The organism is Polynucleobacter sp. AP-Capit-er-40B-B4 (assembly GCF_018882245.1).
Taxonomy (GTDB): domain Bacteria; phylum Pseudomonadota; class Gammaproteobacteria; order Burkholderiales; family Burkholderiaceae; genus Polynucleobacter.
Window position 1 is genome coordinate 877,500 of the sequence record NZ_JACVOV010000001.1, and the last position, 24,820, is coordinate 902,319.

Below are 24,820 nucleotides of genomic sequence, written 5' to 3' on the forward strand. Positions count from 1 at the left end.
GTGCCTTTTCTTTACTATTTGATTAGAAGCGGAAATGTGAGAAAGCTTTGTTAGCTTCTGCCATACGGTGAACTTCTTCACGCTTCTTCATTGCGCCGCCACGACCTTCAGCAGCTTCTAATAATTCGTTGGCTAAACGTTGAGCCATAGATTTTTCGCCACGCTTCTTAGCGGCTTCACGCAACCAGCGCATTGCCAAAGCGGAACGACGTGATGGACGAACTTCAACAGGAACTTGATAGTTGGCGCCACCAACACGACGGCTCTTAACCTCAACCATTGGCTTAACGTTGCCCATGGCTGTTGAAAAAATTTCGAGTGGTTCTTTATTTGCTTTTTTCTCGATGTGATCAAAGGCACCGTAAACGATACGCTCTGCAACCGATTTCTTGCCGTCCAACATGAGGACGTTCATGAATTTAGCTACTTCTACATTACCGAATTTTGGATCCGGCAAAATTTCCCGTTTGGGAACTTCACGACGACGTGGCATAACTACTCCTTCAGTTCAGTTAGGGGTGTTCACATGAATCACCCGCTCCGGCTGTCCTACTATCCAAGAAAATTCTTAGACGGAACAGCCACTTACTTGTCTTTTAAGTCTGACAAACAATGACTTACTGCAAAAAAACTCGAACTGCTTAATTACAAAAAATTAAGCAGCTTTCTTAGCGCGCTTAGCACCGTACTTGGAACGTGATTGCTTACGGTCTTTAACACCTTGCAAGTCAAGTGAGCCACGAACGATGTGGTAACGAACACCTGGCAAATCCTTTACACGACCACCACGAATCAACACTACTGAGTGTTCCTGGAGGTTATGGCCTTCACCACCAATGTATGAAATAACTTCAAAACCATTGGTTAAGCGAACTTTGGCTACTTTACGAAGCGCAGAGTTAGGCTTTTTAGGAGTAGTGGTGTACACACGTGTACAAACACCACGGCGCTGCGGACTGTTTTCCAGTGCAGGGCTCTTGCTTTTAACGATAAGCCTGGATCTTGGCTTGCGTATTAATTGATTAATTGTTGGCATAAAATAGCTCGGTTAGTACTTCTTTGTTGCTTTCTTCAAGAAAATCAATGACTTAGAGAATTTCTAGGTCAAAAAGACCCTCTTCTGAATCAGTAGAACTCAGCATTCTAGCTTGGCCAGCCTTTTCCGTCAACCAAATGGGGAAAAAACTGGCCATTTCTGGCCAGAATTACCAAATTAGCTTGGATCAGCCTCCCCAGTAGGAGCAACGACTTCAGCCTCGATTTCTACAGGCATATTGGCCATTGCTTCCTCTTCGGCGGCAATCATTTGAGCGCGGTCACGCTCGAATTGCTCTCTGACCTTGCGTGCACGGCGATAAGACAAGCCGGTACCAGCAGGGATCAGACGACCAATAATGACGTTTTCCTTGAGGCCACGGAGTGTATCGGTCTTGCCCATAATTGCGGCTTCGGTCAATACACGGGTGGTTTCTTGGAAAGAAGCTGCTGAAATGAAGCTGTCGGTCGACAAGGATGCCTTGGTAATACCTAGCAACACGTTATCGAACTGAGCTGGGTGCTTACCTTGGGCGATCACTGCATCGTTAGCGTCATACAACTTAGAACGCTCAACTTGCTCACCGGTGATGAATGATGTGTCGCCTGGATCAGTTACCTGAACACGACGCAACATCTGACGCACGATAACTTCAATGTGCTTGTCATTGATCTTCACACCCTGGAGACGATAAACGTCTTGAACTTCGTCAACGATGTAGATTGCCAACTCTTCGATACCTTTGAGAGTCAAGATGTCGTGTGGATCAGCAGGGCCTTCCACAATCATCTCGCCCTTGTTCACAACTTGACCGTCGTGAACAAGAACTTGCTTCTCTTTAGGAATCAAGAATTCATTGGCTTCACCATCCATATCGGTAATCACCAAACGTTGTTTACCTTTGGTTTCTTTACCGAAGGAAACTGTTCCAGTAACTTTCGCCAATACCGCTGCATCTTTTGGTGAACGTGCTTCGAACAATTCTGCAACGCGTGGCAAACCACCGGTAATGTCGCGAGTCTTCTGTGATTCGATTGGAATACGTGCCAATACCTCACCGACTTCAACTTTCTGACCATCCTTAACAGTAATCAAAGCGCCTACCTGGAGACCAATGTTTACTGGATGATCAGTGCCAGCGATCATGACTTCATTACCCTTTTCATCAACCAAGTTGATCATTGGGCGGACGCCTTTGCTTGCTGCTGAACGACGCTTACCGTCAATAACCACCAAAGTGGAAAGACCGGTAACTTCGTCAACCTGCTTAGCAACAGTTACACCTTCTTCGACGTTGTCGAAGCGAGCGATACCAGCGTACTCAGAAATAATCGGACGTGTTAATGGATCCCAGGTTGCTAAGTTTGCGCCAGCCTTGACTGCTGCATCTTCTTTCAACAAGAGAGTTGCACCGTAAGGAACTTTATGACGCTCGCGCTCGCGACCATTCTCATCAACGATCAAGGCTTCGCCAGAACGTGAAATTACGATCTGCTCACCCTTCGCGTTCTTCACAACACGCATCGTGCCGGAGAACTTCAATGCACCATTTGATTTAGCTTCAATATTGCTTGCAACTAAAGCGCGTGACGCTGCACCACCGATGTGGAAGGTACGCATAGTCAACTGTGTACCTGGCTCACCGATCGACTGAGCAGCGATAACACCAACTGCCTCACCAACGTTAACCAAACCACCGCGACCTAGATCACGTCCGTAGCACTTAGCGCACAAGCCAAAGCGAGTTAAGCAAGACAATACTGTGCGAACTTTCACTTCGTCGATGCCCAATGCAACGATTTGATCAACATGATCTTCATCGAGCAATGTATCGTTAGGAACAATCACTTCTTGTGTGTCAGGGTGAACGATGTCACCGATACATACACGACCCAAAATACGGTCACGCAATGCTTCGATAATCTCGCCGCCTTCAACAAGCGCCTTCATCGTTACGCCAGTAGTCGCGCCGCAATCCTCTTCGATCACCACGAGATCTTGAGTAACGTCGCACAAACGACGTGTCAAGTAACCAGAGTTCGCTGTCTTCAATGCTGTATCTGCCAGACCTTTACGAGCACCGTGGGTTGAGATGAAGTACTGCAACACGTTCAAGCCTTCACGGAAGTTCGCAGTAATTGGGGTTTCAATGATGGAGCCATCAGGCTTAGCCATCAAACCACGCATACCAGCCAACTGACGAATCTGCGCTGCAGATCCACGCGCGCCGGAATCCGCCATCATGTAGATGGAGTTAAAAGATTCTTGGCGAACAGTCTTACCGTTGCGGTCGAGTACGTCAACGTGTGACAACTCATCCATCATCGCTTTACCAACTTGGTCGCCTGCGGCACCCCAAATATCAACCACGTTGTTATAACGCTCTTGATTGGTTACGAGACCAGACATGAACTGCTTGTCATACTCTTTAACCTTGGCAGAAGCTTCAGTGATGATGCGCTCTTTAGATGTTGGGATCAACATATCGTCAATCGCAACAGAGATACCAGCATTGGTTGCCAAACGGAAACCAGACTGCAAGAGACGGTCAGCAAAAATGACTGTTTCACGCAAACCGCACTTACGGAATGATGTGTTGATCAAACGTGAGATTTCTTTTTTCTTTAAAGGCTTGTTGATTTCCTCGAAAGACATGCCTTTAGGCAAAATCTCAGACAAGATTGCACGGCCAACTGATGTTTGATAGATCTTGGTCTTCTCAGCAAAACGCGCATCGCCTTCTGCCTTCTTGTCCACGATCTCATACTCAGTAATACGCACAGCAACACGTGAAGCCAATTCAACCTGACCTGCTTCGTATGCACGCACTACTTCAGTAATGTTAGCGAAAACCATGCCTTCGCCCTTACCGTTGATCTTGTCACGTGTAGCGTAGTACAGACCCAACACCACGTCCTGTGAAGGAACGATTGATGGCTCGCCGTTAGCTGGGAACAATACGTTGTTCGAAGCCAACATCAATGTACGTGCTTCCATTTGCGCTTCGAGCGACAAAGGAACGTGAACCGCCATTTGGTCACCGTCAAAGTCAGCGTTAAATGCCGCGCAGACTAATGGGTGCAATTGGATTGCTTTACCTTCAATCAGCATTGGCTCGAAAGCCTGGATACCGAGACGGTGCAATGTAGGCGCACGGTTCAACATGATTGGATGTTCACGAATCACTTCTTCGAGAATGTCCCAAACGATTGGAGTCTGGCTCTCAACTTCTTTCTTCGCAGCCTTGATAGTGGTTGCAATTCCCAAAGTTTCAAGCTTGTTAAAAATGAATGGCTTGAACAATTCCAAGGCCATCAATTTTGGTAAGCCGCACTGATGCAATTTCAATGTAGGACCAACCACGATGACTGAACGACCAGAGTAGTCAACACGTTTACCCAACAAGTTTTGACGGAAACGACCGCTCTTACCTTTAATCATCTCAGCTAAGGACTTGAGAGGACGCTTGTTAGCGCCAGTCATAGCCTTGCCGCGACGACCGTTGTCGAGCAATGAGTCAACCGCTTCTTGCAACATACGTTTTTCGTTGCGAACGATGATCTCTGGTGCGCGCAACTCTAACAAACGCTTCAAACGGTTGTTACGGTTGATCACGCGACGATAGAGGTCGTTCAAATCAGAGGTAGCAAAGCGACCGCCATCCAACGGCACCAATGGGCGCAATTCAGGCGGCAATACTGGCAATACTTCCATGATCATCCAGTCAGGCTTAATACCTGAAGTCTGGAACGCCTCGAGCACCTTTAAGCGCTTAGCGTATTTCTTGATCTTGGCATCGCTACCAGTAGCTTTCAAGTCAGCACGAATGGTCTCAACTTCACGATCGATATCAATCGAACGCAAGAGATCACGAATACCTTCCGCGCCCATGATGGCAGTGAACGCACCGTCACCATACTCTTCAGTCTTAGCAATATATTCATCTTCAGACATGATCTGACCGCGCTTCATTGCGCCTTCAGGAGTCATGCCAGGATCAACCACTACATATGCTTCAAAGTAAAGAACGCGCTCGATATCACGCAATGTCATATCGAGAACCATACCCAAACGGGATGGTAGGGACTTCAAGAACCAGATGTGCGCTACAGGGGCTGCCAACTCAATGTGGCCCATGCGCTCACGACGTACCTTAGCGAGAGTAACTTCAACACCGCACTTCTCGCAGATAACGCCACGGAACTTTAAGCGCTTGTACTTACCGCATAAGCACTCGTAGTCTTTTGTTGGTCCAAAAATCTTGGCGCAAAACAAACCATCACGCTCGGGCTTAAAAGTCCGGTAGTTGATGGTTTCTGGTTTGCGTACTTCACCAAAAGACCATGAGCGAATTTTCTCAGGAGATGCGAGGCCAATCTTGATGACATCAAACTGCTCATCACCCTGCGTTTGCTTAAATAAATCGAGCAATGCTTTCATATCAGTTGCGCTCCATGTCAATGTCAATACCCAACGAACGGATTTCTTTTACCAGCACGTTGAAGGATTCGGGCATGCCAGCATCAATCGTGTGCTCGCCCTTGACGATGTTTTCGTAAACCTTGGTACGGCCTGCGACGTCATCGGACTTCACTGTCAGCATTTCCTGCAAGACATATGAAGCACCGTATGCTTCGAGGGCCCAGACTTCCATCTCACCAAAGCGCTGACCACCGAACTGAGCTTTACCGCCCAATGGCTGTTGCGTTACTAAAGAGTAAGGTCCGGTTGAACGAGCATGCATCTTGTCATCGACCAAATGGTGGAGCTTCAAGACGTGCATTACGCCAACAGTTACTGGACGCTCGAATTGATCGCCAGTACGGCCGTCGCACAAAATCATTTGCTGACGTGAAGGAGTCATCTTCAAAGAAGTAGCTACTTCTTCTGGATAAGCCAACTCGAGCATGCGTCCGATTTCAGCTTCTGTAGCACCGTCAAACACTGGGGTTGCAAATGGCAAGCCTTGGCGGAGATTCTCAGCCAATACTGTGATTTGCTCGTCAGTGAAGTTGTCGATGTCTTCAATGCGGCCTGTTTCGTTGTAAAGCTGTTTGAGGAACTTACGTAACTCAGCTTGTTTAGCTTGTTGACGAACCATCTCGTCGATACGCTTACCAATACCTTGAGCCGCCCAACCTAAGTGGGTTTCCAAGATCTGACCAACGTTCATACGGGAAGGAACACCCAATGGGTTCAAGACGATGTCAACAGGCCGTCCGTCAGCCATAAATGGCATGTCTTCAGCTGGAGCGATTTTAGAAACCACACCTTTGTTACCGTGACGACCGGCCATCTTGTCACCAGGCTGCAAGCGACGCTTAACAGCCAAGTACACCTTAACCATCTTTGTTACGCCAGGCTGTAAATCATCGCCCTGGGTAAGCTTGGTACGCTTCTCTTCAAATGCCTCATCAAACTGTTTACGTTTCGCTTCGATAGAAGATTTGATCGCTTCAACTTGTGAGGCAATTTCTTCATCCGCTGGACGAACATCAAACCAATGGTATTTGTCTAAGCTAGCAAGGTATTCCTTGTCGATCTTAGTGCCTTTAGCTAATTTCTGAGGACCACCATTAGCAACTTTGCCAATCAACAGCTTTTCTAAACGCATGAAGGCATCGCCTTCAACAATACGCAACTGATCGTTTAAGTCCAAACGATAGCGTTGTAATTCTTCTTGAATGATTGACTGTGCACGGGCATCGCGCTCAATACCTTCACGGGTGAAGACTTGAACATCGATAACAGTACCGATCATTCCTGATGGAACGCGCAAAGAAGTATCTTTAACATCAGATGCTTTTTCACCGAAGATCGCACGGAGGAGCTTCTCTTCAGGAGTGAGAGTTGTCTCGCCCTTTGGAGTTACCTTACCAACCAATACGTCACCAGCTTCAACTTCAGCACCGATGTAAACAATACCGCTTTCATCTAAACGGGAGAGTTGTGACTCTGCCAAATTAGAGATATCGCGAGTAATTTCTTCTGAACCAAGCTTGGTATCACGTGCAACCACTGACAACTCTTCAATATGAATAGAGGTGTAGCGGTCGTCAGCAACAACTTTCTCAGAGATCAAGATTGAATCTTCGAAGTTGTAACCGTTCCATGGCATAAATGCCACAGTCATGTTTTGACCCAAAGCCAATTCACCTAAATCGGTAGATGCACCGTCAGCAACTACGTCGCCGCGGGCTACACGATCGCCAACCTTCACGATTGGACGTTGGTTGATGTTGGTGTTTTGGTTTGAACGGGTGTACTTGATGAGGTTATAAATATCCACACCAACTTCACCAGCTGCAGTCTCATCATCGTTTACACGAATCACAACACGATTCGCATCAACGTAATCAACAATACCGCCACGCGCTGCTAATACAACAGTGCCGGAGTCAACCGCAACAATACGCTCTAAGCCGGTACCAACCAATGGCTTATCTGGACGCAAGCAAGGAACCGCTTGACGCTGCATGTTCGCACCCATCAACGCACGGTTCGCATCATCGTGCTCTAAGAATGGAACGAGTGAGGCAGCAGCAGAAACGATCTGGCTAGGAGCAACGTCGATGAAATCGATACGCTCTGGGCTAACCATCATGGTTTCACCAGCTTGACGAGCAGAAACCAATTCGTCAGCTAATTTACCGTTTTTGTCGATCGTTGCATTCGCCTGAGCAATAACGTATTTCGCCTCTTCAATAGCAGAGAGATACATCACTTCATCGCTTACCTTGCTATTAGCAACCTTACGATAAGGTGTTTCTAAGAAACCATGCTCATTCAAGCGCGCAAACAACGCGAGTGAGTTGATCAAACCAATGTTTGGTCCTTCTGGAGTTTCGATCGGGCAAACACGTCCGTAGTGGGTTGGGTGCACGTCGCGCACTTCGAAGCCTGCGCGCTCGCGGGTCAAACCACCAGGTCCCAATGCAGAAATACGACGCTTGTGCGTGATCTCTGAGAGTGGGTTGGTTTGGTCCATAAACTGGGACAACTGTGAAGAACCGAAGAACTCACGAATAGCAGAAGAGATTGGCTTGCTGTTAATCAAGTCATGCGGCATGAGGTTTTCTGTTTCGGCTTGGCCGAGACGCTCTTTAACCGCACGCTCAACACGTGACAAACCAGCACGGAATTGGTTTTCAGCCAATTCGCCAACGCAACGTACACGACGATTACCTAAGTGATCGATATCGTCCACTTCGCCTTTACCGTTACGCAAATCTACGAGGGATTTAATGGTGTCCAGAATATCTTCGTTTGACAGAACCATTGGACCTTCCATTTCTGGACGGTTCAAACGACTGTTGACCTTCATACGGCCAACGCGTGACAAATCGTATGTATCTTCGCTATAGAACAAGCGCTGGAACAAGGCTTCAACAGCATCTTCTGTTGGAGGCTCACCAGGACGCATCATGCGGTAGATGGCAATACGAGCAGCCATTTGATCCGCAGTTTCATCAGTACGCAATGTCTGTGAAATGTACGCACCAGAATCTAAATCGTTGGTGTAGATGGTTTCTAATTGCTTGATACCTGCGTCGCGCAATGTCGCCAACAACTCTTCAGTGATTTCATCATTAGCGTAAGCCAAGATTTCACCGGAGTCTGGATCAACAATATTGCGTGCAACTACACGACCAATTAAGTAGTCATCTGGTACAGCGATTGTTTTTGTTTTTGCAGCTTCGAGTTCGCGGATATGCTTTGCATTGATACGCTTGTCTTTTTGAATGACCACAACGCCATTCTTATCGAGCACATCAAAGCTAGCCAACTGACCACGCAAACGCTCTGGCACAAATTCCATTGAGCCGCCATTAGCAGTCAATGAGAAATGGTCAAAGTTAAAGAAGTTAGCAAGAATCTGTTCGTTGTTTAAACCAATTGCTTTGAGCAAAATGGTGACAGGCATCTTACGACGGCGGTCAACGCGGAAATAGAGAATATCTTTTGGATCAAACTCGAAATCGAGCCATGAACCACGGTAAGGAATGATGCGTGCTGAGAACAGCAACTTACCTGAGCTATGTGTCTTGCCCTTATCGTGTTCAAAGAACACGCCTGGGGAACGGTGCAACTGAGAAACGATCACGCGCTCAGTACCGTTAATCACAAAAGAGCCGTTTTCTGTCATGAGTGGAATTTCACCCATATAGACTTCGCTCTCTTTTACCTCTTTAACCTTAGTAGGCGCTTCGCGATCATAAATAATCAAGCGAACTTTTGCGCGTAAGGCAGAGTGGTATGTGTAACCACGCTGTTGACATTCTTTAACGTCAAACGGTGGCTGTGATAACTGGTAAGACACGTATTCCATACGTGCATAGCCGTTGTTAGACACAATTGGGAACGCTGATGTAAAGGCAGCTTGAAGTCCCTCAGTAAGACGAGACATTGCCGGCTTATCAGCCTGTAAAAATTTAGCGTAGGATTCCAGCTGCGTTGCGATCAGGTACGGAACCTGGTGGTTGTTTACTCGCTTAGCAAAGCTTTTACGGACTCGCTTGCGTTCGGTGAAGCTATAGTTCATTTCATCTCCGAATTCAGCGACTGTACAAAGATTTGGCGATTGGCCACTACCAATCACTGGCGGACAACACTAAACCGTTTCGATCTAGTGTCCGACCAAACTTGCATTCTGCAGTCGTATCAGAAGGCAAACCCGATTTCAATCAGAAATGAAATCGGGTTTGACCTCTAGAGGTCAAACCCAACATGGCTAACGCCCCTTTGTGAGAGGCGCCAGCAGTGTGTGTATTACTTGAGTTCTGCTTTAGCGCCAGCTTCTTCAAGCTTCTTCTTAGCTTCTTCAGCAGTTTTCTTGTCAACGCCTTCTTTGATTGGCTTCGGTGCACCGTCAACCAAGTCCTTAGCTTCTTTCAAGCCAAGACCAGTAATTTCGCGAACTGCCTTAATTACTGAAACCTTGTTTGCGCCAGCTTCGAGCAAGTTAACAGTGAATTCTGTTTGCTCTTCGCCACCACCAGCTGCAGCGCCACCGCCTGCAGGACCAGCAACAGCCATCGCTGCAGCTGAAACACCAAACTTCTCTTCGAACGCTTTAACCAAGTCGTTCAAATCCATAACGGACATGCTACCTACTGCATCAATGATTTCTTCTTTAGTAATCGCCATTTTTAGCTCCTAATACTTAAATAGTTAATCTGTCGCTTATTCAGCGGCAGGGGTTTCGTTTGCTTCTGTTCCAGCTTCTGGGGCTGCGGCTGCAGGCTCAGCGGCTGCTTCAGGAGCGGCTTCAGCGGCTACTGCTGCTGGGGCTGCTGCTTCTGCAGGTGCTGCTGCGGGAGCGGGTGCTCCAGCTGCCTTTTGTGCTGCTACTGCGCCCAATACGCGAGCCATCGCAGATACAGGCGCCAACATCACACCTAACAACTGAGATAACAACTCGTCGCGGCTTGGAATTGTTGCGAGGGCTTTTACGCCTGCAACGTCTAACAACTTGCCGTTATATAAGCCAGCAGTAATGACTAGCTTGTCTTGAGTCTTAGCAAAGTTCTGCAATACTTTTGCCGAAGCAATCGGATCAGCAGAAATGCCGTAAATCAAGGGGCCAACCATCGAATCAGCAAGAGGCTCAAACTGTGTGCCTTGTGCAGCACGGCGTGCCAATGTGTTCTTCAAAACGCGAAGATATACACCTTGGTCACGTGCGCTAGCACGTAGCTTTGTCAACTGCTCTACTGGAATACCACGGTATTCAGCGAGCACGACAGTTTGGGCTCCAGCCAATTGAGCGCCGACATCAGCAACAATCGCTTTTTTGTCTTGTACATTCAAAGGCACGGTTTAACTCCATAAAAACCAACTGTTTCCAGTTGGGGTTACACACCAGCGTCTGATCATTTGTTCACAAAGACTCTTGTGAAAATCTTTTCAGGGTCGCCATCTGCGCTGGCTATTACTTTCGTAACGATTAAGAATTAACTCTTTACAAGCAACTAATTCACCAACGGTCTTTGATGTTCGACTCCCACTCAAGAGCGGAAGTCGACCCAAAGTTCTTTTTTGTTACAAGCTAATTAAGCTGCAGCCTGTAACGATGCTTGGTCTACGCGTACGCCTGCACCCATGGTGCTGCTTACGGCAACCTTCTTTAAATAGATGCCTTTAGATGCAGGAGGTTTTGCTTTATTCAAAGCCTCAAGCAATGCGAGCAAGTTGGATTTCAATGCAGTTGGCTCGAATGAACGGCGGCCAATGCTTGCATGCACGATGCCAGCTTTGTCCACACGGAACTGAACTTGACCAGCTTTTGCATTTTTAACTGCAGTAGCAACGTCAGGAGTAACCGTTCCAACTTTTGGATTTGGCATCAAACCACGTGGGCCCAATACTTGACCTAAAGTACCAACAATTTTCATTGTGTCTGGGGATGCGATCAAAATATCGAAATCAATTTTGCCGCCTTTAATTTGTTCAGCAAGATCTTCCATGCCAACGATTTCTGCACCAGCAGCTTTAGCTTGTTCAGCCTTCTCGCCTTGTGCAAAAACAGCAACACGAACATGCTTACCTGTACCAGCTGGGAGCACTACTGCGCCACGCACAACTTGGTCAGATTTCTTGGCATCAATACCCAACTGAACTGCAACGTCGATAGACTCATCAAACTTAGCAGTTGCACACTCTTTAACGAGGTTCAATGCGTCGTCTAATGAATAAAACTTATTGCGATCAACTTTAGATTGAATTGCTTTTACGCGTTTAGATAACTTAGTCATGATTAGAGACCTTCCACAGTGATGCCCATGGAACGGGCGCTACCAGCGATAGTTCTAACAGCTGCGTCCATATCGGCTGCTGTTAAATCTGGCATTTTTGCTTTAGCGATTTCTTCCGCTTGAGCACGAGTAATTGAACCAACCTTATCGGTGTGGGGACGTGGTGATCCTTTTTCGATCTTCGCAGCCTTCTTAATCATGATGGTTGCTGGAGGAGTCTTCATGATGAATGTGAAGCTCTTATCAGCAAACGCTGTAATCACGACTGGAATTGGTAGGCCAGGTTCCATGCTCTGAGTTTGAGCATTAAACGCCTTACAGAATTCCATAATGTTGAGGCCACGTTGACCCAATGCTGGACCTACGGGAGGTGATGGATTTGCTTTACCTGCAGGGATCTGCAGCTTAATAAAGCCAATGATCTTCTTTGCCATGTGTTGCTCCTAAAAGCGCGCCTAACCTCATAAGGAAAGACCGCTGTTGAGTAAACGCTTCGCTAGTTTTTGGCTTTCTAGCTCCGCTCCTCGGTTAAATACAAAATCTAAATAACCATCTAAAACTTCTTTTACTGCTGCACTGCAAAACTGGACTAAGTCCTTGTTTTTACATCTTTTCTACCTGGCCGAACTCCAGCTCAACTGGGGTACCGCGGCCAAAAATTGTAACAGAAACGCGCAATCTTGACTTCTCGTAGTTCACTTCCTCAACATTTCCGTTGAAGTCTGTAAACGGACCTTCCTTAACGCGCACCATCTCACCCACCTCAAACAGGGTCTTAGGCTTAGGTTTATCCACCCCAGCCTGCATTTGATCCATGATTTTGGTGACTTCTGCTGTAGAAATCGGGCTTGGGCGGTTACGAACACCACCTACGAAACCAGTCACTTTTGGTGTGTTTTTCACCAAATGCCAGCTCTCGTCGGTCATTTCCATCTCAATCAGGACGTATCCTGGGAAGAAACGACGCTCAGAAACTGATTTTGTGCCGGATTTGATTTCCACAACCTCTTCGGATGGAACCAAAATGCGGCCGAATTTCTCAGGCATGCCAGAACGCGCAATGCGCTCTTCAAGACCTTTTTTCACGCTTTTTTCCATGCCGGAATAAGCATGAATAACGTACCAGCGCATATTGCCGGTTGCTTGTGGGTTTGAGGCTACTTCAGAATCAATCATTTTTTACTCACTTCCAGCCCAAAAAGACTGAAAAAACTAGCCATTCAATCAATTTGTCTGCAATCCACAAAAACAAGGACATGATCAGAACAAAGCCAAATACGACTAGAGTCATCTGGGTAGTCTCTTTACGAGTCGGCCAAACAACCTTTTTTACTTCATACCAAGAATCTTTTGCATAGGCGATAAAACGACGCCCATCCGGTGAAATCGCCACAATTAAAACTGCTGCTGCAATACCGCCAAACAAAACAGCCAAGCGCACCAACATAGACTGGTCAACCAGCGTGTAGTAAAGCACTAGCGCGGCGACAACGATTAAAGCAGCGAGTCCAGAGACCCAGCTGCTTTTTTCTTCAGATTGACTTGCTGTTTGTTGAGACATATTGCTTTCAGTTCAAATCGTGGCAGGGGCGGAGGGCATCGAACCCCCAACCTTTGGTTTTGGAGACCAACGCTCTGCCAATTGAGCTACACCCCTTTATAAAAAACTACTTAAGCCAAAATCTTTGCAACCACGCCGGCGCCAACAGTACGGCCACCTTCACGGATCGCAAAACGTAAACCTTCTTCCATCGCGATAGGAGCGATGAGTTTTACGGTAATCGTTACGTTATCACCAGGCATCACCATTTCTTTGTCTTTTGGCAACTCGATTGAACCAGTTACGTCCGTAGTACGGAAGTAGAACTGTGGACGATAGTTGTTAAAGAATGGAGTATGACGGCCACCTTCGTCTTTACCCAAGATGTAAACCTCGGCTGTAAAGTGAGTATGTGGGGTGATTGAACCTGGCTTAGCCAATACTTGGCCGCGCTCAACTTCTTCACGTTTTGTACCGCGTAACAAGATACCAACGTTATCGCCTGCTTGACCTTGGTCGAGCAATTTGCGGAACATTTCAACACCAGTACATGTTGTCTTGAGTGTTGGCTTGATACCGATGATTTCAATCTCTTCGCCAACTTTAACGATACCGCGCTCGATACGGCCTGTAACAACAGTACCGCGACCGGAGATAGAGAACACGTCTTCTACTGGCATCAAGAACGCGCCGTCAACAGCACGCTCTGGAGTTGGGATGTATGAGTCAAGTGCTTCAGCCAATTTCATGATGGCTTCTTTACCCAATTTGCCTTCGTCGCCTTCAAGGGCTAACTTAGCAGAACCTTGGATGATTGGTGTGTCATCGCCAGGGAAGTTGTACTTAGATAGAAGCTCACGAACTTCCATTTCAACTAACTCGAGCAATTCAGCGTCATCAACCATGTCGCACTTGTTCAAGAACACGACGATGTAAGGAACACCAACTTGGCGTGCCAAGAGGATGTGCTCACGTGTTTGTGGCATTGGGCCGTCAGCAGCAGAGCAAACTAAAATTGCGCCGTCCATCTGAGCAGCACCAGTAATCATGTTCTTAACGTAGTCAGCATGTCCTGGGCAATCCACGTGAGCGTAGTGACGATTTGCAGTCTCATACTCAACGTGTGCAGTATTAATCGTAATACCGCGTGCTTTTTCTTCTGGAGCAGCATCGATCTGATCGTATGCTTTAGCTTCGCCACCGAATGCTTTAGAAAGCACGGTTGCGATTGCTGCTGTCAATGTGGTTTTACCGTGGTCAACGTGACCGATGGTGCCTACGTTTACGTGCGGTTTTGTCCGCTCGAATTTTTCTTTTGCCATTTTTAATCTGCCTTTAGTTAACTCTTAAACCAAACACGAAATACACAATTAATAAAACCTAACATGGTGCCCATGGGCAGGATCGAACTGCCGACCTCTCCCTTACCAAGGGAGTGCTCTACCACTGAGCCACATGGGCGTAATCTAATGCAACAAATTCTGGAGCGGGATAAGAGAATCGAACTCTTGACCGAAGATTGGAAATCTGCTGTTTTACCATTAAACTAATCCCGCACATCTGGTGGAGGGGGTAGGATTCGAACCTACGTAGGCGTAGCCAACAGATTTACAGTCTGCCTCCTTTAGCCGCTCGGACACCCCTCCGCGAACCCAATATTCTGACTCCAAATGGAGTTTCTGTCAATCACTCTAAACGCTTTGCACAAGTAAAAACGCCCAGACCTAAAAGGGTCTGGGCGTCGCATTGGTGCCCGGCAGTTACCTACTTTCACACGGGTAATCCGCACTATCATCGGCGTAGAATCGTTTCACTGTCCTGTTCGGGATGGGAAGGAGTGGTTCCAATTCGCTATGGTCACCGGGCGTAGAGGGTCGAGTTGCTGATTAAATCAACAACTCTATTTGAGTAAGCATGTAATAAGGATGCAGATTAAATCTGGCAAACATCCAACACAATAGTGCTGGTTATAGGATCAAGCCTAACGGGCAATTAGTATCGGTTAGCTTAATGCATTACTGCACTTCCACACCCGACCTATCAACGTTGTGGTCTTCAACGACCCTTTATGTAGGTTAAACCTACGGGAGATCTCATCTTCAGGCAAGTTTCCCGCTTAGATGCTTTCAGCGGTTATCTCTTCCGTACATAGCTACCCTGCGATGCTTCTGGCGAAACAACAGGTACACCAGCGGTACGTCCACTCCGGTCCTCTCGTACTAGGAGCAGCCCCCGTCAAATCTCCAACGCCCATGGCAGATAGGGACCAAACTGTCTCACGACGTTTTAAACCCAGCTCACGTACCTCTTTAAATGGCGAACAGCCATACCCTTGGGACCGGCTACAGCCCCAGGATGAGATGAGCCGACATCGAGGTGCCAAACACCGCCGTCGATATGAACTCTTGGGCGGTATCAGCCTGTTATCCCCAGAGTACCTTTTATCCGTTGAGCGATGGCCCTTCCATACAGAACCACCGGATCACTATGACCTGCTTTCGCACCTGCTCGACTTGTCGGTCTCGCAGTTAAGCACGCTTTTGCCATTGCACTTTAGGTACGATGTCCGACCGTACCAAGCGTACCTTCGTACTCCTCCGTTACACTTTGGGAGGAGACCGCCCCAGTCAAACTGCCTACCATGCACTGTTCCCGACCCGGATAACGGGCCAAGGTTAGAACCTCAAATAAATCAGGGTGGTATTTCAAGGTTGGCTCCAACAGAACTAGCATCCTGTTATCAACGCCTCCCACCTATCCTACACAGACCGATTCAAAGTCCAATGCAAAGCTACAGTAAAGGTTCATGGGGTCTTTCCGTCTAGCCACGGGTAGATTGCATCATCACAAACATTTCAACTTCGCTGAGTCTCAGGAGGAGACAGTGTGGCCATCGTTACGCCATTCGTGCAGGTCGGAACTTACCCGACAAGGAATTTCGCTACCTTAGGACCGTTATAGTTACGGCCGCCGTTTACTGGGACTTCAATCAAGAGCTTGCACCCCATCATTTAATCTTCCAGCACCGGGCAGGCGTCACACCCTATACGTCCACTTTCGTGTTTGCAGAGTGCTGTGTTTTTATTAAACAGTCGCAGCCACCTTTTTATTGCAACCCTTTCGTCCTTCCGTTGTTCACGGTCAAACTACAAGGGCGCACCTTATCCCGAAGTTACGGTGCAAATTTGCCGAGTTCCTTCTCCTGAGTTCTCTCAAGCGCCTTAGAATACTCATCTCGCCCACCTGTGTCGGTTTGCGGTACGGTCTTGTTAGACTGAAGCTTAGAGGCTTTTCTTGGAACCACTTCCAATTGCTTCGCGAATAAATTCGCTCGTCTCACGCCCTTGAATTACGCTACCGGATTTACCTAATAGCCATCTCCAACGCAAGAACCGGGACTTCCAACACCCGGACAACTTTCCGCGATCCGTCCCCCCATCGCATCTAACAATGGTCAAGGAATATTAACCTTGTTCCCATCAGCTACGCATCTCTGCCTCGCCTTAGGGGCCGACTCACCCTGTTCCGATGAACGTTGAACAGGAAACCTTGGGCTTACGGCGAGGGGGCTTTTCACCCCCTTTATCGCTACTCATGTCAGCATTCGCACTTCTGATACCTCCAGCATCCTTTACAAGACACCTTCACAGGCTTACAGAACGCTCTCCTACCATCACATTACTGTGATCCGCAGCTTCGGTTATATGCTTAGCCCCGTTACATCTTCCGCGCAGGACGACTCGATCAGTGAGCTATTACGCTTTCTTTAAAGGATGGCTGCTTCTAAGCCAACCTCCTGACTGTTTTAGCCTTCCCACTTCGTTTCCCACTTAGCATATATTAGGGACCTTAGCTGGCGGTCTGGGTTGTTTCCCTCTTGACACCGGACGTTAGCACCCGATGTCTGTCTCCCGTGCTTGCACTTGTAGGTATTCGGAGTTTGCTATGGCGCAGTAATCCGCAATGGACCCCACTACCATGACAGTGCTCTACCCCCTACAGTGATACACGAGGCACTACCTAAATAGTTTTCGGAGAGAACCAGCTATTTCCAGTTTTGTTTAGCCTTTCACCCCTATCCACAGCTCATCCCCTAACTTTTCAACGTTAGTGGGTTCGGTCCTCCAGTACGTGTTACCGCACCTTCAACCTGGCCATGGATAGATCAACTGGTTTCGGGTCTACACCCAGCAACTAGCGCCCTATTCGGACTCGCTTTCGCTACGCCTTCCCTATTCGGTTAAGCTTGCTACTGAATGTAAGTCGCTGACCCATTATACAAAAGGTACGCAGTCACCCCTTACGAGGCTCCTACTGTTTGTATGCACACAATTTCAGGATCTATTTCACTCCCCTCCCGGGGTTCTTTTCGCCTTTCCCTCACGGTACTTGTTCACTATCGGTCGATTACGAGTATTTAGCCTTGGAGGATGGTCCCCCCATATTCAGACAGGATTTCACGTGTCCCGCCCTACTTGTCTCTAGCCTAGTACCACCCAATAATTTTCACATACGGGACTATCACCCTTTATTGTTGGACTTTCCATTCCATTCTGTTAATTACTGAGCTATCACTAGAAGGCTCTTCCCATTTCGCTCGCCACTACTCTGGGAATCTCGGTTGATGTCTTTTCCTCTCGCTACTTAGATGTTTCAGTTCACGAGGTTCGCTTCTCATACCCTATGTATTCAGGTATGGATACCACAAAAGTGGTGGGTTTCCCCATTCAGAAATCCCCGGATCAAAGCTTATTTACCAGCTCCCCGGGGCTTATCGCAGGTTATAACGTCTTTCGTCGCCTGTAATCGCCAAGGCATCCATCATGTGCACTTATTCACTTGATCCTATAACGAGCACCATTGCTAGTACCTGTTACAGGTTTACTTCTACTTCTGACATGTTTGCCGTAATCTAAACTGTAAGTACTTTGTTAAGAACTTGGTAAAACTCGTTTGTATTACTGATTGATGATTCAATCTTTACCCTTATTACATTGTCAAATGTCCTCTCAAAGAAACATTTGACACTTTGCTTACTCAAATTTTTAAAGAACAGCCATAAATGGCAAAACTAAACGATTAAGTCTTCGCTTAGTTTTGACATTTAGATGATGGTGGAGGATGACGGGATCGAACCGACGACCCCCTGCTTGCAAAGCAGGTGCTCTCCCAGCTGAGCTAATCCCCCAACGTCCCACTAAGTCTTGTTTCTGGCTGGTGGTGGGTCTGGTAGGACTTGAACCTACGACCCCTGCGTTATCAACACAGTGCTCTAACCAGCTGAGCTACAGACCCGTGGCTTTTATTGTCAACCGATAAGTGTGGGCACTATAGATCCAGCATCTTTTCTCTAGAAAGGAGGTGATCCAGCCGCACCTTCCGATACGGCTACCTTGTTACGACTTTACCCCAGTCATGAACCCTGCCGTGGCAGTCGCCCTCCTTGCGGTTAGGCTAACGGCTTCTGGCAAAACCCACTCCCATGGTATGACGGGCGGTGTGTACAAGACCCGGGAACGTATTCACCGCGACATTCTGATCCGCGATTACTAGCGATTCCAGCTTCACGTAGTCGAGTTGCAGACTACGATCCGGACTACGATGCATTTTCTGAGATTAGCTCCCCCTCGCGGGTTGGCAACCCTCTGTATGCACCATTGTATGACGTGTGAAGCCCTACCCATAAGGGCCATGAGGACTTGACGTCATCCCCACCTTCCTCCGGTTTGTCACCGGCAGTCTCTTTAGAGTGCTCTTGCGTAGCAACTAAAGACAAGGGTTGCGCTCGTTGCGGGACTTAACCCAACATCTCACGACACGAGCTGACGACAGCCATGCAGCACCTGTGTTCACTTTCTCTTACGAGCACCTAATGTATCTCTACTTCGTTAGTGACATGTCAAGGGTAGGTAAGGTTTTTCGCGTTGCATCGAATTAATCCACATCATCCACCGCTTGTGCGGGTCCCCGTCAATTCCTTTGAGTTTTAATCTTGCGACCGTACTCCCCAGGCGGCTGACTTCACGCGTTAGCTACGTTACTCAGGATGTAAATCCCGAACAACTAGTCAGCATCGTTTAGGGCGTGGACTACCAGGGTATCTAATCCTGTTTGCTCCCCACGCTTTCGTGCATGAGCGTCAGTGTTATCCCAGGGGGCTGCCTTCGCCATTGGTATTCCTCCACATATCTACGCATTTCACTGCTACACGTGGAATTCTACCCCCCTCTGACACACTCTAGCTATACAGTCACAGGCGCCATTCCCAGGTTAAGCCCGGGGATTTCACGCCTGTCTTGTATAACCGCCTGCGCACGCTTTACGCCCAGTAATTCCGATTAACGCTCGCACCCTACGTATTACCGCGGCTGCTGGCACGTAGTTAGCCGGTGCTTATTCTTCAGGTACCGTCATTCCCGGACTGTGTTAGAGCCGGTGTTTCTTCCCTGACAAAAGAGCTTTACAACCCGAAGGCCTTCTTCACTCACGCGGCATTGCTGGATCAGGGTTTCCCCCATTGTCCAAAATTCCCCACTGCTGCCTCCCGTAGGAGTCTGGGCCGTGTCTCAGTCCCAGTGTGGCTGATCGTCCTCTCAGACCAGCTACTGATCGTCGCCTTGGTGGGCTTTTACCCCACCAACAAGCTAATCAGGCATCGGCCGCTCTAATCGCGCGAGGTCTTTCGATCCCCCGCTTTCCCCCTCAGGGCGTATGCGGTATTAGCACAGCTTTCGCTGCGTTATCCCCCACGATAAGGTACGTTCCGATGTATTACTCACCCGTTCGCCACTCGCCACCAGGTGCAAGCACCCGTGCTGCCGTTCGACTTGCATGTGTAAGGCATGCCGCCAGCGTTCAATCTGAGCCAGGATCAAACTCTTCAGTTCAATTCCTGTGATCCTTGCGGATCGTCGCACTCATTCAAGAAATTGACTTGGTAATAAAACCAAATCTTTTTACTGTCTATGAGTACTATTTATTTACATCTGTCCCGAAGGACTGGATGCTTTCACTTAGTACCCACAATTATCGGTTGACTAATTTTTAAAGAGGGCTGACTTGTTTTGTATTTCAAATAACATTCAGCAGAGAGGTGAGACTATAGCGCACTTATTTTGGGTCGTCAACACCTTTCGTAGTCTTTTTCTTAAAAAAGGCAGGGTTTTTTCCTATTAAAAAAATAAGCTCAATAAAAACAAGCACTTAGTTTTGAAAAAAATTTTCAACTTTTTTCTTAAATTTCTATTTTTTTAGGCTTTTTTGAATTCAAGGTATGAATTCAGTCGATTTTTGACCACCAATTTCATCCCTTATTGCGCATAAGCCACACATTAGGGAAAACCCTGAAAATTATTCTAATTCCTGCTAATATATTGCTATGCACAATAAATTAGCGAATAGTCACTTACCTGCGAGCCCATATTCGGCCGGGCAGACTGTACCCGTTCGCGAACTTCATGCGGGCTACAGAGAAGAGATATTGAATCATTTACTACAGCTAAATGATGAAGATAGACGCTTACGCTTTGGGACTCAAACCCCTGATGAGGTCATTCGTCACTATGTAGAGCACTTAGATTTCAACAAAGATGCTATTTTCGGCGTATTTGATTTGGATCTGAAGCTCATTGGCATGGCCCATTTAGCCTATTTGCCAGAGCATAAGGGGCAACCACGAGCTGCTGAATTTGGCGTATCAGTACTGCCAGAAGGGCGCTCTCAGGGCCTAGGGACAGCGCTATTGAAGCGTTCTGCCGTGCATTCACGCAATACCCGCATTGAAACACTATATGTTCACTGCCTTGCAAACAATAAGGCGATGATGCATTTGGCACAAAAGGCTGGAATGACAGTTGAATACGCCTATGGCGATGCCGACGCTTGCCTTAAATTGCCACCCGCAAGTCCTGCAACCATTGTGGAAGAAGCTGCAAACGAACAGTGGGCTGATATGGATTACGTTCTGAAGAAAAACCTCAAGCAATCCAATCAAGCATGGTGGTGGTTCTTAGGTAGGCCTGGTCTCGCGCGTTAATTAATTCTGCATTAATTTTTGTTGGGTGCGCCACGCAATATCCAACCAGTTAATGTAGACAAATCCGCGTCATTCAGTTTTGTGTTCGCCGGCATAGGCACCACACCCCAAGACCCAGATCCGCCTTTAGCAATTTTATTTTTTAAAAACGTTTGAGCATTCGCATCGCCCTTATATTTTTCTGCAATCGCTTGAAAGCTTGGGCCAACAATTTTTTTATTGATTGCATGACAGCCTAAGCATGCATTTTGTTTTGCAATTGCAAATGCTTTTTCATCTTCAGCACTAGCTTGTGCGACAGACATAATGCAAGCGAGTGCTGCAAACAAACAAAATATTTTTACAGTCACTCGCTTTTTAAACATCAACAGCCTTCAATAAATTACTGAAATTTTGGTGGGCTGCTAGGCTGTGTTTGATCGGCCTTGCCTTGTTTTTCTAGGCGCACTTTTTCTTCTTGAGAAATAATGTCGAAATAAACATAAACATCTTTAACGCCGTTTGTATTGCTGGCTACTTTCTTGGCAATATCCGCTTCGTTTTGCGTCAAGATGCCCATAAGATAAACGCTGCTTCCTTCAGCAACTATCGCCATAGAATTCGATGGCAACTGATCAGTGAAGATCATTTGAGTTTTGAGTTTTGATTCGAGATAAGAATCATTTGCACGAGCTGTGTAACTACTGTTCGGTCCAATAATTAATTCATTAAACACCGAGCGTGCATTCTTCATGCTTTTTACATAAGCATCTGCCTGACCCTTAATGTCGGCGTCCTTAACTTCTCCAGTCAGCAAAACCTTTTGATTAAACGAAGTGACATTAATGTGTGCGTTATCTCCGAATTTCTTTGCCAGCGCGTTTTCTGCCTCTAGCTCAATACCTTTATCGATAGCCTGTACGCCTGGCGTGCGTCGATCTGCTGCTATCGATGCGCCAGCTGCAACACCACCTACTGCGAGCACTCCACATGCTGTCACCTGAGATGCAATTAACAACACAACCAATAACTTGGCGATAGAGGAAATTTTCATGGGGATATTTTCTGTGTTTAAGTGGCAATAACTTTTAGTCGAGCAGGACATGGTCTACGCCATCACACAAGGCGTGCAGTAAAACCAAATGCGTTTCCTGAATGCGTGCAGTCCTTGTTGATGGCGCGCATAAATGAATGTCATCCTTATCGAGTAATTCAGCAATCTTTCCGCCACCATTGCCAGTAAATGCGATAACGCTCATTCCTAGTTTTTTTGCGGCCTCTATTGCTTTAATCACATTCTTTGAATTTCCTGAAGTTGAAATTCCCAACAGAATGTCACCTTTTTTACCGAGTCCACGAACCTGCTTGCTGAAAATCTCATCGTAGCTGTAGTCATTTCCAATAGCCGTCAAAATGGAAGTGTCGGTTGTCAAAGCAATCGCAGCCAACTCTTGGCGCTCTCTCTCAAAGCGGCCAACAAGCTCTGCCGCAAAATGTTGAGCATCGGCAGCCGAGCCACCATTGCCACAGGCCATAACCTTGCCGCCAGAACGCAAGCAATCAACCATTGTCATTACGCCTCTAGCAACCGATTCAGGCAGAAGTTTTTCAGCTTCCTGCTTCACCGCAATGCTGTCCAGAAAGTGCTGGGATGCGCGCTTGCGCAAACGTTCGTTAATCTCTTTTTCCATAGCAATATTATGCGCCAAAGATGCCCCAATTTCACCAGCAAGCGCCCGATCTCAAAAGCAACGTATTCTCTTGTTAATTACCTAACTTTTATCGGGCAGATTCATGGAACTTAGCTCATTGGATTTTTTAAAGCAGCAGGATTTGCCTGCTGGGGCTCTTTACATGGTGGCCACCCCTATTGGCAATTTGGGCGATATTACGTTGCGCGCCTTACATGTCTTAAATTCAGTTGATGGAATTGCCTGTGAAGATACTAGGCATAGCGCTGCGTTACTCCAGCAATTTGGCATTCATAAAAAATGTTTGGCGCTGCATGAACACAACGAAATCAGTGGTGCTCAAACGGTGATCCAGCACCTCACTAATAATGAGCGCTGGGCCTATATTTCCGATGCCGGCACACCAGGCGTTTCAGACCCCGGGGCAAGGTTGGTAAATGAAGTTCAAAATGCAGGCCTGCGAGTCATACCCGTTCCAGGAGCAAGTGCAGTATCCAGCGCTATCTCAGCGGCGGGATCTGTGATGCATGGTTCAGAAGGACGCTTTCAATTTTTAGGTTTTTGGCCCAATAAAACCAGAGATCGTGAAAACTTTTTGAAAGATATTTCTAGCAGTAAAAAAGCCAGCATCTTTTTTGAATCTCCACATCACATCAAAGAGACCTTGGTGTTGTTGGCAAATCATTTAGAGCCGAATCGTCTGCTTTTAATTTGCCGTGAGCTCACCAAAAAATTTGAAGAGATTGTTTCCCTTGAAGCAAAAAATGTTGCTGACTGGCTTGCGGGCGCAGAGAGCCTTAAGGGTGAATTTGTGATTGTCGTTGCAGGGCGCCCAGCCAATGGTGATGAGGCTCCGAAACATGCAGCGCTTTTGCTGTGGGCTAATGCGTTAAGTCCTTATATGGGTAGCAAAGAAATTGCTGCAGTCCTCTCGCAAACCTTAGGCATCACAAAAAAAGAGGCTTACCAAATTGCCTTAGATGCAAAAAGCGAATAGGCAAAAATAAAAAAGCTGGCATATAGCCAGCTTTTAAATAAGCACAACAAAAATTATTTTGCAGCAGGTGCTTTTGGCTCAGGTAATTTCCCACCGGCAGAGTTTGCCAAATACACAACTGCACGACCTAGCTCATAGTCACTCACATCAGCAGGAGCAGCACCGCCGCGCGCAGGCATAGCGCCTTTTCCTTTGACGACTGATGTCAACAAGCCATCATAGCCCTTACCTAAGCGTGAGGCCCATGCGCCGGCATCGCCAAATTTAGGAGCGCCCGCAGCGCCGCTTGCATGGCATGCAGCACAAACTGCTTTATAAACTTGCTCACCTGTTTGAAGCTCTTTAGGGGTGCTAGCGTCTTTAAAATTCAACTGCGCTACTGGCTTAATCAATTGTTCAGCACTTGCAGAAGAGTCGCCGCGCTTGCCGTTGTTCACAAAAACCATTAGCAACAAAATAATGATGAGTGGCACAAAGAAGCTTGCAAACACCATGATGATGAGTTGTTTTGGGGACTTAATTAGACTTCCGTGCTCGTTGCTCATAAGAATTTATCGTTTGACGGGTTTTAGGGTTGTTTTGCCGTGATTATAACTAGAGAGTAGGGTTATAGGCACTTACAATAGGAGGGTAACCAGATTTCACTGGCGCCCGTAGCTCAGTGGATAGAGTATTGGCCTCCGAAGCCAAGGGTCGCAGGTTCGATTCCTGCCGGGCGCGCCAAAAACAGAGGGGTTTTTGACTTACATCATGCGGAAAATTGTGAAAACCGCTATCATTTGCACCTA

Annotated in this window: 16 protein-coding genes, 7 tRNA genes, 3 rRNA genes and 1 pseudogene; 3 read left to right on the forward strand and 24 right to left on the reverse strand. The window is 47.2% G+C overall.

Annotation, left to right across the window (positions count from 1 at the left end):
* Positions 1 to 22: 22 nt before the first annotated feature.
* The 20 genes and pseudogenes from rpsG to ICN19_RS04555 form a co-directional block, all read right to left on the reverse strand.
* Positions 23 to 493 (reverse strand): 30S ribosomal protein S7, encoded by a 471-nt coding sequence (rpsG, locus tag ICN19_RS04460; RefSeq protein ID WP_068320103.1) that lies wholly within the window; start codon positions 491 to 493, stop codon positions 23 to 25.
* A 162-nt stretch (positions 494 to 655) separates the two neighbouring features.
* On the reverse strand, positions 656 to 1,036 hold the full coding sequence (rpsL, locus tag ICN19_RS04465) for a 30S ribosomal protein S12 (protein WP_011901896.1): 381 nt from the start codon (positions 1,034 to 1,036) through the stop codon (positions 656 to 658).
* A 177-nt stretch (positions 1,037 to 1,213) separates the two neighbouring features.
* The gene (gene rpoC, locus ICN19_RS04470) at positions 1,214 to 5,476 is read right to left on the reverse strand and encodes a DNA-directed RNA polymerase subunit beta' (RefSeq protein WP_216245915.1); all 4,263 of its coding nucleotides are present in this window, start codon (positions 5,474 to 5,476) and stop codon (positions 1,214 to 1,216) included.
* A gap of 1 nt (position 5,477) precedes the next feature.
* Positions 5,478 to 9,578 (reverse strand): DNA-directed RNA polymerase subunit beta, encoded by a 4,101-nt coding sequence (rpoB, locus tag ICN19_RS04475; RefSeq protein ID WP_216245916.1) that lies wholly within the window; start codon positions 9,576 to 9,578, stop codon positions 5,478 to 5,480.
* A gap of 227 nt (positions 9,579 to 9,805) precedes the next feature.
* Positions 9,806 to 10,183 (reverse strand): 50S ribosomal protein L7/L12, encoded by a 378-nt coding sequence (rplL, locus tag ICN19_RS04480; protein ID WP_216139832.1) that lies wholly within the window; start codon positions 10,181 to 10,183, stop codon positions 9,806 to 9,808.
* A gap of 153 nt (positions 10,184 to 10,336) precedes the next feature.
* Positions 10,337 to 10,852 (reverse strand): annotated as a pseudogene (rplJ, locus tag ICN19_RS04485) (50S ribosomal protein L10); the annotation flags it as partial.
* 236 nt (positions 10,853 to 11,088) lie between these two features.
* Positions 11,089 to 11,790 (reverse strand): 50S ribosomal protein L1, encoded by a 702-nt coding sequence (gene rplA, locus ICN19_RS04490; protein ID WP_215348179.1) that lies wholly within the window; start codon positions 11,788 to 11,790, stop codon positions 11,089 to 11,091.
* A gap of 2 nt (positions 11,791 to 11,792) precedes the next feature.
* On the reverse strand, positions 11,793 to 12,224 hold the full coding sequence (gene rplK / locus ICN19_RS04495) for a 50S ribosomal protein L11 (RefSeq protein WP_068320088.1): 432 nt from the start codon (positions 12,222 to 12,224) through the stop codon (positions 11,793 to 11,795).
* 169 nt (positions 12,225 to 12,393) lie between these two features.
* A complete protein-coding gene (gene nusG, locus ICN19_RS04500) occupies positions 12,394 to 12,966 on the reverse strand; it encodes a transcription termination/antitermination protein NusG (RefSeq protein WP_216245917.1) in 573 nt (190 codons plus the stop codon).
* A 7-nt stretch (positions 12,967 to 12,973) separates the two neighbouring features.
* Entirely contained in the window at positions 12,974 to 13,351 is a 378-nt protein-coding gene (gene secE, locus ICN19_RS04505; RefSeq protein WP_216245918.1) for a preprotein translocase subunit SecE, read from the reverse strand.
* A gap of 20 nt (positions 13,352 to 13,371) precedes the next feature.
* Positions 13,372 to 13,447: transfer RNA gene (locus ICN19_RS04510), tRNA-Trp, on the reverse strand.
* 14 nt (positions 13,448 to 13,461) lie between these two features.
* Positions 13,462 to 14,652: an elongation factor Tu gene (gene tuf, locus ICN19_RS04515; protein WP_215348176.1), complete on the reverse strand. Its 1,191-nt coding sequence runs from the start codon at positions 14,650 to 14,652 to the stop codon at positions 13,462 to 13,464.
* A 64-nt stretch (positions 14,653 to 14,716) separates the two neighbouring features.
* A tRNA-Thr gene (locus ICN19_RS04520) sits at positions 14,717 to 14,791 on the reverse strand.
* Positions 14,792 to 14,812: 21 nt separating this feature from the next.
* Positions 14,813 to 14,886: transfer RNA gene (locus ICN19_RS04525), tRNA-Gly, on the reverse strand.
* A 5-nt stretch (positions 14,887 to 14,891) separates the two neighbouring features.
* Positions 14,892 to 14,976, reverse strand: a tRNA-Tyr gene (locus ICN19_RS04530).
* A 105-nt stretch (positions 14,977 to 15,081) separates the two neighbouring features.
* A 5S ribosomal RNA gene (rrf, locus tag ICN19_RS04535) occupies positions 15,082 to 15,195 on the reverse strand.
* 106 nt (positions 15,196 to 15,301) lie between these two features.
* Positions 15,302 to 18,175: ribosomal RNA gene (locus ICN19_RS04540) — 23S ribosomal RNA — on the reverse strand.
* A gap of 267 nt (positions 18,176 to 18,442) precedes the next feature.
* Positions 18,443 to 18,518: transfer RNA gene (locus ICN19_RS04545), tRNA-Ala, on the reverse strand.
* A 30-nt stretch (positions 18,519 to 18,548) separates the two neighbouring features.
* A tRNA-Ile gene (locus ICN19_RS04550) sits at positions 18,549 to 18,625 on the reverse strand.
* Positions 18,626 to 18,684: 59 nt separating this feature from the next.
* Positions 18,685 to 20,217, reverse strand: a 16S ribosomal RNA gene (locus ICN19_RS04555).
* Together the 16S, 23S and 5S rRNA genes with 5 tRNA genes alongside form the textbook arrangement of a ribosomal RNA operon.
* Positions 20,218 to 20,708: 491 nt before the next feature.
* Here ICN19_RS04555 and ICN19_RS04560 point away from each other — a divergent pair.
* On the forward strand, positions 20,709 to 21,365 hold the full coding sequence (locus ICN19_RS04560; RefSeq protein WP_216245919.1) for a GNAT family N-acetyltransferase: 657 nt from the start codon (positions 20,709 to 20,711) through the stop codon (positions 21,363 to 21,365).
* 11 nt (positions 21,366 to 21,376) lie between these two features.
* On the opposite strand, the gene ICN19_RS04565 is transcribed toward ICN19_RS04560, so the two are convergent.
* The 3 genes from ICN19_RS04565 to ICN19_RS04575 form a co-directional block, all read right to left on the reverse strand.
* Entirely contained in the window at positions 21,377 to 21,670 is a 294-nt protein-coding gene (locus tag ICN19_RS04565) for a c-type cytochrome (protein ID WP_216245920.1), read from the reverse strand.
* A 77-nt stretch (positions 21,671 to 21,747) separates the two neighbouring features.
* Positions 21,748 to 22,398, reverse strand: coding sequence for a BON domain-containing protein (locus ICN19_RS04570; protein WP_216245921.1), 651 nt, complete (start codon positions 22,396 to 22,398; stop codon positions 21,748 to 21,750).
* Positions 22,399 to 22,432: 34 nt separating this feature from the next.
* The gene (locus ICN19_RS04575; protein ID WP_216245922.1) at positions 22,433 to 23,035 is read right to left on the reverse strand and encodes a phosphoheptose isomerase; all 603 of its coding nucleotides are present in this window, start codon (positions 23,033 to 23,035) and stop codon (positions 22,433 to 22,435) included.
* Between the two features lie 103 nt (positions 23,036 to 23,138).
* Here ICN19_RS04575 and rsmI point away from each other — a divergent pair, with 103 nt between their 5' ends.
* A complete protein-coding gene (gene rsmI / locus ICN19_RS04580) occupies positions 23,139 to 24,032 on the forward strand; it encodes a 16S rRNA (cytidine(1402)-2'-O)-methyltransferase (protein WP_216245923.1) in 894 nt (297 codons plus the stop codon).
* 53 nt (positions 24,033 to 24,085) lie between these two features.
* Here rsmI and ICN19_RS04585 read toward each other — a convergent pair whose 3' ends face one another.
* Entirely contained in the window at positions 24,086 to 24,577 is a 492-nt protein-coding gene (locus ICN19_RS04585; protein ID WP_216245924.1) for a cytochrome c5 family protein, read from the reverse strand.
* A gap of 102 nt (positions 24,578 to 24,679) precedes the next feature.
* Here ICN19_RS04585 and ICN19_RS04590 point away from each other — a divergent pair.
* Positions 24,680 to 24,755 (forward strand) — tRNA-Arg (locus ICN19_RS04590).
* Positions 24,756 to 24,820 lie beyond the last annotated feature (65 nt).